This is a genomic window from Burkholderia sp. Ax-1719 (assembly GCF_011753055.1).
Classification (GTDB): Bacteria; Pseudomonadota; Gammaproteobacteria; order Burkholderiales; family Burkholderiaceae; genus Paraburkholderia.
In genome coordinates, this window is record NZ_VWWJ01000001.1 from 131,542 (window position 1) to 144,030 (window position 12,489).

The window sequence follows — 12,489 nt, forward strand, 5'->3', positions numbered from 1 at the left end:
TGATGAATCGACTGTTACAAAAACTGCTGTTCGCGGGCTTGTCTGCCTGCGCATGCGCGACCGCCGCTCACGCGCAGGTCAGCGCGCCGGGTCCGTTCAACACGCCTGCGGGCACGCTGCAGTTCGTGCGCGACGACCACGATTTCGTGGCAATGCTCAACCGCGACATCATCGACCGCTTCGATGGGAAAACGCTCACGCACTTCGACGAACCCGGCGCGCAGGGTGATTCGGTCTCGCGCGTGCTGGTGCAAAGCGCCAACGGCCCGGTGCTGTACGATCTGCGCCGCCAGCCGCCGCTCGTACAGCATCTGCGCACCGACATGACCGTCAAGCGCGTGTTCTGGCAAGCCGACGAGGTCGTGATGCAGGGCCCCGCAGGCTGGTTCCGCTACAAGAACGGCACGCTCACGAAGCTGTCATCGTCGAAGACGATCTATCACTGAGCAGCGCTTGCGTCACGTCTTCCGAGAACCGCATCGGCCGGCCTTCGATGAGCACGCGCTCCGGATGCGCGGGATCGCGCTCGATGGCCGGCAAGCCGTGCGCCAGTAGCGCGCGTGCGCACGCCGGCCAGTCGGGCTGATCGAATCCCGTGGGTTCGTTGACGCTCGCCCACGACAACGTGCCGAGCGCATCGCTGCCATAGCCATGCGCCTCGCGCCAGTTCGCGCCATGAGCCAGCAGAAAGTCCGTCAAGGCGGCGTCGCCACGGAAGACGGCGTGATTAAGCGCCGACGCATTCCAGTCGCCGCCGCGCGCTTCGATCGGCCAGCCCAGTTCGACCATCAGGCGCACGGCGTCGTCCGATCCCCACGCGGCAGCATCGGGCAACAGGCGTAACGGGTCGCCTGGATCCGCCGCGAGCGAGCGCGGCAGTTCGGGATGCTGCGCCTGAATGCGGCGCGCCTCCTGCGCATCGGCACGTGCACAGGCCGCCACGAAGCGGTCTTCATCGCTCAGGGCGTCCTGCGCCCCCGCTGCGCGCAGACGCTCGGCCACATCGGTCAGCCCGGTGCGCATGGCAAGCCGATACGCGCTAACGCCCGCTGCGGTCTGCGCATGAGGATCGGCGCCTGCTTTCAGCAGCGCATCGATATGACCCACCGAGCGGCGCACCGCGATCGCGCGCAGCAGCGGCGCGCCCCAGGGTTTCGTCGGCCCGGCGCCCGCCGGTTCGTTCGGATCGCCGCCGTAGGCGAGCAGCAATTCAAGCGCCGCCGGTTCCGGCATATCGAGCGCTCGCCGCAACGCGTTCGTGCCGCTCACGTGCGCGCCGCCATCGAGCAGCAAGCGCGTGCAGGCCGGGTTCTCCAGCGAGTGATAGAGCGACTCGCCATCGTTGGGATTTGCGCCGGCCGCCAGCAGCATGGCCGTGAGCGCCGGATCGCGATTGACGCCCGCCGCGCCGTACAGAGCGCTCAGCGGCCCGTTTTCGTCGGGCACGGCAAGCGAAGCCGGAGGAAAGCGGTTGTAGATGGCTTGATCCGGATCGGCGCCAGCATCGAGCAGGACGCGCGCGCAGTCGCGCAAACGGGCGGCGTACTCGGGGATCTGCCCGAGCCGCGAATGCGTGACGGCGACCAGCGGCGGCAGTGCAAGCGGTCCGCCCGCGCGGTTGCGCCAGCCGGGATCGGCGTCGACGGCGCGCCGCACGGCTTCGACATGCCCGGCCGCGCAGGCCACCCAGACATCGGCGACAACCAGCTCCGGGTGATCGTGCAGCAGTTGAGCCGCTACTCGCGGGCGCGCCGCGTCGTAGTTGCCGGTGACGTCGCCGCCATAGGCGAGATCGAGCCAGCGTCGGATCAGCGTCGACTGCGTCTGCTGCGCCACGGCGCGCGCCTCGACGACAACGTTGAGATCCGCCCATGAACTGAAGCCGTATTCGCGCGCGATGCAGGACTGCGCATCGTGCAGACGCAGTTGCAGCGCGATCACTTCGGCCGGGGTGCGATGAGCGGCGGCGGGGAGCGCCGCGATGAAGCGCGCGAGCGCCTGTGGGTCACCATGGCGATACAGGCGCAAGAGTTCCTTGGCCTGCTTTTTCAGATGATCGGCATGAGCCCTGGGAGGCAGTGTTTGCATGACATCCTCGTGCAGTCTTGCCGAAGGTCCGCAATACCGGCAGCACAAAGGATGGGAAATCCTGGCTTGAAGCGACAGGTGGGTTCAACCCTTTCCGCGGACCCGGAAGCGGCCTGCACCGCTTGAGACAGAGGGTACGGGAGCCCGGTTCGGGCCGTCAAGCCTGCAAGCAGGCGGGAAAGCGGCATAAACCGTATATACTGTTTTATCGTTTCATATTCGAGAATCCAGCATGACCACCGTAATCGCCCGCAAGCCCACGAAGAAAGCGTTTCACTTCCCCACCTCCGGGGACGCAAAGCGCGCCCAACGCAAGGCTGCAGCGAAGGCCGAAGCCGCTGAGGTCGTCGTTCAGGCCAAAGCGTCCGAAGAGCCGAAAGAACCCAAGGTCCAGGCGGACGTCGTGGCGTCGGCGAAACCCGTAAAGGCGGAGAAGGCAGAGAAGGCGCAGAAAGCCGCGAAGAAGGCGGCCAAAACCGCGAAGACGCCGCGCGTGCGGGAACTGGCCGTCAAGGCCAAGGTCAAGCCGGCAAAGAAAGAGAAAGTCATTCGCGACAGCTTCACGATGCCGAAGGCCGATCACGAGCGCCTCGCCGTGCTCAAGCGCAAGTGCCTGGATGCGGGCATCAGCGTCAAAAAGAGCGAACTGCTGCGCGCCGGCATCCAGTTGCTGGATTCGGCTTCGTCCAAGCGTTTGCTGGCTGCGATTTCGGCGCTTGAAACCGTCAAGACCGGGCGCCCGGCCAAGGGCGAGTAAAAGCTAGCTGCGGGTCACGGCGACGGCGGCTTGCTGCCGCTTGCCGCCGCTTGCTGCCTCTCGCTGCCTCACATGGTGCTGAACGAACTGCACCAGCCCGCTGCGGCCACCCGCTTGCCGCTGAACAGCAAACAATCCCCCCATTTGTCGTCCGCACCTGCCTGAAACAGCGAACAGCTGCGGCAGTCCTGGCCCGGTTTATAGGTGGGGAATTGTTTGGGGTCCACGGTCGTGGCGACGGCCTTGTAGCCCAAACGGCGCGCCTGCTCGTCGGACTCAGCCAAAGTGGGTTCGTCGGCCAGGGCTTCGCCGGCCAGCGCGAGCGAAGTAGCCGAACACAGACTCAAAACCAGAAACTTTCGACGCGATGTATTCATCGTGGGGGAGACACTTTTGGTATGGGTGGGAAGGCGACGTGCCGCAGTGCAGCACGTCGCGCATATCCGGTAGTGTCTCAGGCTGCCTGCTTTTATGCAGCGTGACGCGCCTTAGCCCGTCGCGCCCGCGCCGTACAGATCGTTGTCTTCGCCTCGCGCGGCTTCCTGGGTGTACATCGCCAGCACGCGGCCCACATCGCGCACGAACTCCTCCATGGCATCGATGCACTCGGGATCGTCCGGGGCGTAGTCTTCGGGGTTCCGTTTGCCCTGGGCGCGCCGGATCGCACGGATGCTGGCCTCGAGGGCGCGTGCCTCGGCCCAGATCGGGTCATTTTCGGGAAGTTTGGGTTGTTCGTGCGCCATGCCTGGATTTTCGGCAGGCTGCGAACAAACTTTAGGAGTGTCGCTTCAGGTTTTCGACTCCATCCGCGACCCTTATTTGCCCAGTCCCACCAGCCCCATCAGAAAAAGTACCGGCCGGAACGAGACCGGCCGCGCATCGGCATTCAGTCCAAGCCGTACGCGATACACCGCCAGCGCGGGCACCTCACGCCAGCTCGAATAAAGATCCATGAAACGGAATGCGCGCGGGTAAGCGCCGTAGACCCGCGGCGCGCCCGCTTCCTCGAAAGCAAAGCGCGCACGCGGCAGGTGGTAATACTGCGACACCAGCAGCACGCGCGACAGTCCTTGCTCGCGCATATACGCGACGGCGTTGCGCGCCGTCGCCAGCGTGTTGTCGCCGGCCCGATCGACGACGATGCGATCGTCAGGCACGCCGCGCGCGAGCAGATACGTGCGCATGGCCCCCGCTTCGTCGAGACCCGGTCCGTCGATACTGCCGCTCACGAAGACACGCGGGCATTCTCCCGCCCGATAACACTGCAGCGCGACATCCAGACGCGCAGCCAGAATGGGTTTTGGCGTGCCGTCGTCCTCCAGCGCATTGCCAAACACCACGGCTAGATCGGCGCGTTCATAGGGCGACGTCAAGCCGCATACACAGACATAGGCCGCAGCCGCCACCCATGCCACGAGAGCAAGCACGGCGATCAACACGACGAAGCGAACTGCGCGGCTGCGAAAAAGAAGTCGAGCGGACATGAAGGCGATCGGCACAAAAAAGGCTCGTGAATATAGCATCGCCCTGTTTCACGCGCGCCTACGCTGCAGCTCAACCTTGCGCCACCGCCAGACGTATCGTCTTTTCACGCCCTGCCATGCGCCCGGCATGCTCTCCCAGCTTTTGCGCATACCAGTTCGTGAAGCGAGTGAGCATGAACTCCGGAGGCGCATAGGGCCCCGGCGTATAGGCCTTCGAATTCACGCCGCGCTGGTTGTGCGCCACCAGCGTGGCATCCTGCGCATTGGTGGCGCGCCAGACTTCGATCAGCGTCTCGATGTCGTAATCGACGCCTTCCACCGCGTCTTCATGCACGAGCCAGGTGGTCTTGAGCTCGGTCTGCGTCGCCGATATCGGCAAGACGCGGAAGTGAATGATATGGTCCGAGAGAAAGTGATTCCAGTTGTTCGGAACCCTGAACATTCTCACCGATCCCAGATCACGTTCCGTGAAATCGCCCAGCAGCTTGTTGCATGCGGGCCGTCCATCCGCGGTGAACGATACCGCGCCGCGATGAAACGGCAAGCGGATGCAACGGAACTCCGTGCCGCCGTCGGCCGGTTGATGCGGCAAGCCCAGGCTGTCCCACAGCGCGGTCTTTTCCTGCATCAGCAACTGGAAATCGCGGTTCGCGCGCGGATCGTCGGGCAAGGCGAATTCGATCAGCGTGGCCAGCAGTTCCGGATGGCTGCCGATGCAGTGATAGCACTCGCGATTGTTTTCGATCACGAGCTTCCAGTTTGCGTCCTCGACGATGGTCATCGAGAACGCCACCTTGGTGCGCTCGGGATGATGCGGCGCAATGTAGGGCGTCACCGCTGCCTTGAAGCGCGCGATATCGGGCGGTGTATCGGCGATGCAGAGATAAACCATGCCGCAGATCACTTCGACATGCACCGCACGCAGCCCATGTTCGCTGCGATCGAAATCCGCGGGCATCTGGCGCGCACTTTTGAGCGTGCCGTCGAGTTCATAGACCCACTGATGATATGGACACACCAGGCGCTTCGCGTGCCCCGCCGCCCCGGTGCACAGCAGCGAACCCCGATGGCGGCAGGTGTTGAAAAACGCCCCCACCGCGCCGTCCTTGCCGCGCAGCACGATCACCGACGTCTCGCCAATCGCGAGCGTGATGTAATCGCCCTCGCGCGGAATCTCCGCAACGTTGCAGGCGAACAGCCATTCGTTCGAGAACACCGCGTCGATATCGAGTTCGTGGAACGAAGGGTCGGTATAGAAGGGGCGTTCGAGGCTGTAGCCTTCGCGGCGCGCGGCAAGCAGGCTGCGCAGATGGGCGGGATCGATCACTTGGGTTTCCTGTTCCGTATTGCTGTTACGTCGGTTTACTCGGATTCAAAGACAGGTTCGGGCATAGGCGCTTCGCCCGGCGCGAGAGCCTCGATCGGCGCGGTGTCGCCAAGTCCCGCCAGCGCAAAGGCTTCGGCAAGAAACTCCACGCAGGCCTTGACCCTGGCCGACTGCGCAAGACGCTCGGGGAATACGGCCCACACATTGGCCGGCTGCGTGACGTCGGGCAGCACGCGCACCAGCCGTCCTTCGTCCAGCAGCGGCTGCACGTCCCAGATCGAACGCAGCACGATGCCGCGCCCCGCCAGCGCCCATTGCACGGCGGCCTCGCCGTGGTTGGTCGAAAGCGGCCCGGTCACCTTCACGCAGACGGATTCACCGTGCGCATCGAGACGCCACACGCCAAACGGATGATCGCGTTCCTTGATCGCCAGACACGCATGCGAATCGAGATCGGCGATCGTGCGCGGCGCGCCGTGCAGCGTGAGATACGTCGGCGACGCACACAACACGCGGTAATTGCTGGCCAGCCGCTTTGCAATCAGATGCCCCGCGATCTCGTCGCCGATGCGCACGTCCAGATCGAAGCCCTCGCCCGCCACGTCCACCACGCGGTCGAACAGATCGAGCCGCACATTCAGTTGCGGATAGCGGTCCGACATCGCCGCGAGCGCGGGCGCAACGAACTTGCGCCCGAAGCCAAAACTGCTGGACACGCGCAGCGTGCCGCGCGGCATGCGCTGCGTGAGCGAGACGTCTTCGACAAGCTGATCGACGTCGTCGAGAATCTTCTCGGCCCACGCGAGCACGCGCTCGCCCGCCGCCGTGATGGCCACGCGGCGCGTCGAGCGATGTAGCAGACGCGTGCCCAGGCTCGCTTCGAGCACGCCCACGCGTTTGCTCACATAGGCGGCCGACGCGTTGAGCGCCTCGGCCGCGCCGCTGAAGCTCGATTTGCGCGCGACCGTGCAGAACACGCGCAGATCGTCCAGTTCTGGAGTGCCAGGCAGTTTGAGCATCAGAAGGAATGGCGCATGCCGATACGCACATCGGCCTGGGTCGTGGTGGTGGACGGCGTGAAGCTGTAGCCAATCACTGCATCCACGCCTTGCGACGCCTTCAGCCAGTCGCCGGAGAGATAGACGTCCGTGCGCTTGGACAGCAGATAGTGCACGCCTGCCGACAGCATGTTCCAGTGATGCGCATCGAAATGCGTGTACTGGTAACCGCCTACCAGACTCAAGGCCGGCGTGACCTGCCAGTTCGCGCCGCCTTCGCCCACCTGCATATGCTGGCTCTGGCCCAGCGCCTTGATCTGCGTGTAGGTGAAGTCGCCCATCAGCGTGACGTTGCCGATCGCGTAGCTCGCGCCCGCGCCGAACGCACCCTGCTTGTCCACCGGAAACGGCGTATCAGCATAAAGGTCGTTGACCGCGCCCGTGCCGGGATCGACGCTCACGGTCGGCTGCCCGAAGAACGAATGCACGCCGATCATCGCGTAAGGATCGAACGCGTAAATGCCCGAGGGATTGTTCAGCTGCGTATAGGCCGTGCCCATCGAGAACGCGCCGCGCTGATATTGCGCGCCCACGCTCCACGCGCTGCCGTTGTGAAAGCTGCCCGGTGTATTGCTGAACGAATACATGCCGCCAAACTGGAAGCCGCCGTACGTGTTCGACATGAACTTCACCGCATTCGGCAGATGATCGCCATTCATGCGGTCGAAATCGCCCTGATTGATGGCGTAGCCGCTCGCCCACGCGGAGACGTTGTAGAGATAGATCATCTCCTGCGTCATGTCGATCTGGTTGCCGAAGGTCAGCGTGCCCCAGTCGTTCTGCAGCCCCACATAGGCGGCGCGGCCGAACAGGGAGCCGCCGTTGGAAATCTGGCCGTTACCCAGATGGAAGCCGCTTTCCAGCTTGAAAATGGCTTTCAGGCCGCCGCCCAGATCCTCGCTGCCCTTGATGCCCCAACGGTTCGCATACGAAATGCCGTCGTCGAACTTCACCTGATGCGCGCCGCCCGCATTGCTCACATAGGTGACGCCCGCATCCAGCACGCCGTAGAACGTCACGCTGCTTTGCGCGCGGGCCGCAACGGGGACGGCAGCAAGCGGCAGCGCAGCCAGAGTCAGCACAGCCGCATGCAGCGCGCTCGTGCGCAGTGTCTTCATCGAATTCATGTCGCTATCTTGTGGTTGTTATCGTGTGGGATCAGTTCAGGCCGCGGTCGGCTTCGCGCACGAGACGGCGTTCCTGTTCGATGTCGAGCGAGCGGCAGGTCCACAGATAGACCAGCGCGGCGACAGGCAGCCCCACCAGCATTGCGACATCGGTGCCACCCAGCATGCGCGCGACTGGGCCGGTGTAGATATCCGTCTTGAAGAACGGGATCATCGCGACGAAACCCACCGCATACGCGGTCAGGCCGCGCCAGTTCCAGCGCCCATAAATGCCGCGCGGGTTGAAGATCTCGCGCACCGAGTAATGCGAATGGCGCACCACGAAGAAGTCGATCAGGTTGATGGCGGTCCACGGCGTGAACAGATAGCCCAGGATGCCGAGGAAATCGCCGAACTTGCCCATGAAGTTATCCGACGCCGAGAACGCCAGCGAGGTCGCCACCAGCGCCACGACGATCAGGCTCACGATGCGCTTGCTTGCGTTCGACTTGAGCGGCTTGAACGAATCGGTGATGCTGAGCAGCGTGAGCGACGCGCCGTAGAAGTTGAGCCCCGAAATCGCCAGCAGTCCCAGCAGTGCGAGCAGCAGCGTGACCGTACCGAAGCCCGGGAAAATCAGATCGCCGGCACGCTGGACCGCATCCGAAATTTCGATCTGCGCATTGAGCGCGGCCGCCGCCGTGCCCACCAGCATCATCCAGACACCGCCGATCAGCGCGCCCAGGAAGGTCCACCAGAAGGTTGCGCGTACACCGGTATTGGGTGGCAGGTATCGCGAGTAGTCCGAAACGTAGATCGACCACGAGAGCTGATAAGCGGCGGCCGAAAACAGCTGAACGAGAAACGGCGTGGCCTTGAAACCCGCGAAGCTCAGTTGCGCGGCAGGGAACGGCATCTTCACGCACATGCCCACGCTGAAGATGGTGAGCGCGATGAGCAGCGCGAACGCAAGCCAGCGCTGCGCCTTGTGAATCAGGTCATAGCCGAACACGGCGAGACCGACTGCCAGCACGGTAAACACGATGTAACTCAGATGCGGTTCCGTGCCCAGCAGATGGTGGGCAGTCTGCCCCGCCATCAATTGATTGAAGGAGTTGTAGCCAATGTAGGTGACGAGCGCGACCACCCATACCAGCAGTGCGCCCATATAGCCAAACTGCGGGCGCGACTGGATCATCTGCGGCAAACCCAGTTGCGGCCCCTGACTCGAATGGAACGCCATGAAGAAGGTGCCCAGCACATTGCCGAGCACGATGGCGATCGCACTCCACAGCAGATTGCCGCCCATGCTGATGCCGATTGCGCCCGCCGCGATGGTTGCCAGATTGGCGTCGCCGGTAAACCACACCGGCCACAGATGCCACGCCTTGCCTTTGCGTTCCGCGAGCGGCACGTAGTCAATCGAGCGCGATTCGATCCGCGATTTGCCGCGCGACGGCTCGCCGGCCAGCGCTTCGGCCATTGCCTCTTGTCTCATGTCTCCTCCAGTTGTGGGGTGGCGCGGGCCGCCTCGCCTTAGACGAAGCCACCTCGCGCATCGCGCGCGGCTGCGGAAAGCTTTTCCCGATCCGGCCACGGCATGGTTATCCTACGGTTAACGACAAACCACTGGTTAACAATAGTACGCATCCTGGAGGGGTGAGACGCACTATCGCATCCTCCTATTGACGGCCCTCACGAAATCGATTTGCTTTGCGGCCGCGCATCTCCCATTGATATTTATTAGTAAGCATACGCGCTGCGAATCAACGCAGGATCGCTTTCATCGTTGTTCAGTGTGACGTCGAGGGATAACCCTGATCCCTCATCGGCGGAATTTCTCTTATCCTCTCGTTAACCTACAGTTATTTTGTAACTGTCAGTTAATTTCAAGCGCGATTCTCCCACAGCACTCTCATAGAACTCACTGCGGCGGACCCCATGACCTATCTCCCGATCGAATTCCACAAGCAACCCGACCTGCCGAAGCTGCCGGCCGACTTCTGCGCCAATCCAGATCTCGCCTGGACCATCCCGGCGAGCTACTACACGGCCGAATCGGTCTATAAGGCGGAAGAAAAGCGCATCTTCGAGGACACCTGGATCTGCGTCGCGCATCGCAGCGAACTGGCGGAAGCCAACGCCTACGTCACGCGCGAAATCGTCGGCGAAAGCATTCTGCTCGTGCGGGGCAAGGACAAAGTGCTGCGCGCGTTCTATAACGTCTGCCCGCATCGCGGCCATCAACTGCTCGAAGGCAGCGGCAAGGCCAAGAACGTCATCACCTGTCCGTACCACGCGTGGGCGTTCAAGCTCGACGGCGCACTCGCGCACGCCAACAACTGCGATCACGTGCAGTCGTTCGACAAGGAAAACTCCACGCTCGTACCGGTGCGCGTGGAGGAATACGCGGGCTTCGTGTTCATCAACCTGAACCCGAACGCCGACGGCGTGGAAGCGCAGTTGCCGGGTCTGGAAGCCAGCCTGCGCAACGCCTGCCCCGTGATCGACGACCTCAAGCTGGCCGCGCGCTTCGTTACTGAAACACCCGCCAACTGGAAGTCGATCGTCGACAACTACCTTGAGTGCTATCACTGCGGCCCGGCCCACCCCGGCTTTTCGGACTCGGTCAAGGTCGACCAGTACACGCATACGCTGCACGGCAAATGGACGCTGCAGTTCGGCCACGCCCAGTCGTCGGAGCGCTCGTTCAAGCTCGATCCGTCGATCACGGACCCGAGCTTCCACGGCTACTGGGCCTGGCCGTGCACGATGTTCAACGTGCCGCCGGGCAGCAACTTCATGACGGTCATCTATGAATTCCCGATGAGCGCCGAAGTCACGCTGCAGCACTACGACATCTACTTCCTCAACGACGAGCCGACCGAAGAACAGCAAAAGCTGATCGAATGGTATCGCACCGTGTTCCGCCCGGAAGACCTGCGCCTGGTCGAGAGCGTGCAAAAGGGCCTGAAATCGCGTGGCTATCGCGGACAGGGCCGCATCATGGTCGATGAAAAGCGCAGCGGCATCAGCGAGCACGGCATCGCGCACTTCCACAACCTGCTCGCGCAGCACTACCAGGACTAAGGGACCGACGATGACTTCGCTGCAACATCCCGGCCTGTTCCGCCAGCAGGCTTACGTCGACGGCCAGTGGTGCAACGCGCACGACGGCGCGACGCTCGACGTCACCAATCCCTCAACGGGCGAGCGCATCGCCAGCGTGCCGAACATGGGCGCCAGCGAAACGCGCGCGGCCATCGAAGCCGCCCAGCGGGCCCTGCCCGGCTGGCGCGCGACCACCGCAAAGGAACGCGCGCGCCTGCTGCGCAACTGGTTCGAGCTGGTCATGGCGAATCAGGAAACGCTCGCTGAACTGATGACGCGCGAGCAAGGCAAACCGCTCGCGGAAGCGCGCGGCGAAATCGCCTACGCGGCCTCGTTCATCGAATGGTTCGCCGAGCAAGCCAAGCGCATCGACGGCGACGTGATCCCCAGTCCGAATCCGGATCAGCGCCTTGTCGTGACGAAGGAACCCATCGGCGTGTGCGCTGCCATCACGCCGTGGAACTTCCCGGCAGCGATGATCACGCGCAAGGCCGCGCCCGCGCTCGCCGCGGGCTGCACGATGGTGGTCAAGCCCGCCAACGAAACGCCGCTTTCTGCGTTCGCACTCGCGGCGCTCGCCGAACAGGCCGGCATTCCGGCGGGCGTGCTCAATATCGTCACCGGCAGATCGCGCGAAATCGGTCTGGAGATGACCTCCAGCCCGCTGGTGAAGAAGCTCAGCTTCACGGGTTCGACCGAAGTGGGTCGCCTGCTGATGCGCCAGTGCTCGGACACGGTCAAGAAAGTCTCGCTCGAACTGGGCGGCAATGCGCCCTTCATCGTGTTCGAGGACGCCGATCTGGACGCCGCCGTGGAAGGCGCACTGCTTTCGAAGTATCGCAACGCGGGCCAGACCTGCGTATGCGCGAACCGCTTCTATGTGCACGACTCGCTTTACGACGCTTTCTGCGAACGCTTTGCGGCGCGTGTGGCGGCCTTCAAGGTCGACGATGGATTCGCGGATGGCGTGAACATCGGCCCGCTCATTACCGAAGCGGCGCGCGACAAGGTCGACGGCCTCGTGCGCGACGCTGTTTCGCAAGGGGCGCGCGTGGTCACGGGCGGTACGCGCCATGCACGCGGCGGCAACTTCTATGCGCCGACCGTGCTGGCCGATGCAAAGCCCGGCATGGCCGTGCTCAGCGAAGAAATCTTCGGACCGGTCGCGCCCATCGTGCGCTTTTCGAGCGACGCCGAAGTGGTGCAGCTTGCCAACGACTCGATCTACGGCCTGGCCGCCTACTTCTACAGCCGCGACATCGGCCGTATCTGGCGCGTGGCGGAGCAACTGGAGTACGGCATCGTGGGTATCAACACGGGACTGATCTCCAACGAAGTCGCGCCGTTCGGCGGCGTCAAGCAGTCGGGCATTGGCCGCGAAGGCTCGAAGTACGGCATCGAGGATTACCTGTCGATCAAGTACCTCTGCATGGGCGGCGTGACGCGTTAATTCAAGCGCGCAGCGCACGTTGCCTGGCATGCGGATGCGGTCCTGGATCGCATCCGCCATTTAACCGAATCCCGAAACACCCGCCCGCGAACAACGCGCTGAAAGCGG

At 63.4% G+C, this 12,489-nt stretch carries 12 protein-coding genes; 4 read left to right on the forward strand and 8 right to left on the reverse strand.

Translation table 11 applies throughout. The annotated features are described in order from the left end of the window. Nucleotides 1-2 precede the first annotated feature (2 nt). The gene (locus F3J17_RS00570) at nucleotides 3-446 is read left to right on the forward strand and encodes a hypothetical protein (protein ID WP_167052789.1); all 444 of its coding nucleotides are present in this window, start codon (nucleotides 3-5) and stop codon (nucleotides 444-446) included. Here F3J17_RS00570 and F3J17_RS00575 read toward each other — a convergent pair. After that, the gene (locus F3J17_RS00575; protein ID WP_167052791.1) at nucleotides 409-2,088 is read right to left on the reverse strand and encodes an ankyrin repeat domain-containing protein; all 1,680 of its coding nucleotides are present in this window, start codon (nucleotides 2,086-2,088) and stop codon (nucleotides 409-411) included. The genes F3J17_RS00570 and F3J17_RS00575 overlap by 38 nt on opposite strands. Before the next feature lie 232 nt (nucleotides 2,089-2,320). Between F3J17_RS00575 and F3J17_RS00580 the strand changes: the two genes are divergently transcribed. Then, complete coding sequence (locus F3J17_RS00580; protein WP_167052793.1) at nucleotides 2,321-2,845, forward strand: hypothetical protein; 525 nt, start codon at nucleotides 2,321-2,323, stop codon at nucleotides 2,843-2,845. A 68-nt stretch (nucleotides 2,846-2,913) separates the two neighbouring features. Here the strand turns inward: F3J17_RS00580 and F3J17_RS00585 are convergent, their stop codons facing one another. From F3J17_RS00585 to F3J17_RS00615, 7 genes are all read right to left on the reverse strand, one after another. After that, nucleotides 2,914-3,222 (reverse strand): high-potential iron-sulfur protein, encoded by a 309-nt coding sequence (locus F3J17_RS00585; RefSeq protein ID WP_167052794.1) that lies wholly within the window; start codon nucleotides 3,220-3,222, stop codon nucleotides 2,914-2,916. A 111-nt stretch (nucleotides 3,223-3,333) separates the two neighbouring features. Then, a complete protein-coding gene (locus F3J17_RS00590) occupies nucleotides 3,334-3,588 on the reverse strand; it encodes a hypothetical protein (RefSeq protein WP_167052796.1) in 255 nt (84 codons plus the stop codon). A gap of 72 nt (nucleotides 3,589-3,660) precedes the next feature. Next, a complete protein-coding gene (locus F3J17_RS00595) occupies nucleotides 3,661-4,329 on the reverse strand; it encodes a YdcF family protein (RefSeq protein ID WP_167052798.1) in 669 nt (222 codons plus the stop codon). A gap of 70 nt (nucleotides 4,330-4,399) precedes the next feature. Beyond that, nucleotides 4,400-5,656, reverse strand: a complete 1,257-nt coding sequence (locus F3J17_RS00600) for an aromatic ring-hydroxylating dioxygenase subunit alpha (RefSeq protein WP_205194574.1) — start codon at nucleotides 5,654-5,656, stop codon at nucleotides 4,400-4,402. A 35-nt stretch (nucleotides 5,657-5,691) separates the two neighbouring features. Further along, nucleotides 5,692-6,675: a LysR substrate-binding domain-containing protein gene (locus F3J17_RS00605; RefSeq protein ID WP_167052800.1), complete on the reverse strand. Its 984-nt coding sequence runs from the start codon at nucleotides 6,673-6,675 to the stop codon at nucleotides 5,692-5,694. Next, nucleotides 6,675-7,832: a porin gene (locus tag F3J17_RS00610; protein ID WP_167054362.1), complete on the reverse strand. Its 1,158-nt coding sequence runs from the start codon at nucleotides 7,830-7,832 to the stop codon at nucleotides 6,675-6,677. The genes F3J17_RS00605 and F3J17_RS00610 overlap by 1 nt, the downstream gene beginning before the upstream one ends. Nucleotides 7,833-7,872: 40 nt before the next feature. Next, on the reverse strand, nucleotides 7,873-9,318 hold the full coding sequence (locus tag F3J17_RS00615; RefSeq protein WP_167052802.1) for a cytosine permease: 1,446 nt from the start codon (nucleotides 9,316-9,318) through the stop codon (nucleotides 7,873-7,875). Nucleotides 9,319-9,761: 443 nt separating this feature from the next. Here F3J17_RS00615 and F3J17_RS00620 point away from each other — a divergent pair, with 443 nt between their 5' ends. Together F3J17_RS00620 and F3J17_RS00625 are read left to right on the forward strand one after the other, a co-directional pair. Continuing rightward, nucleotides 9,762-10,910 carry a ring-hydroxylating oxygenase subunit alpha gene (locus F3J17_RS00620; protein ID WP_167052804.1) on the forward strand — a complete coding sequence of 383 codons (1,149 nt, stop codon included), beginning with the start codon at nucleotides 9,762-9,764 and terminating at the stop codon, nucleotides 10,908-10,910. Between the two features lie 10 nt (nucleotides 10,911-10,920). After that, nucleotides 10,921-12,381 carry an NAD-dependent succinate-semialdehyde dehydrogenase gene (locus F3J17_RS00625; protein WP_167052806.1) on the forward strand — a complete coding sequence of 487 codons (1,461 nt, stop codon included), beginning with the start codon at nucleotides 10,921-10,923 and terminating at the stop codon, nucleotides 12,379-12,381. Nucleotides 12,382-12,489 lie beyond the last annotated feature (108 nt).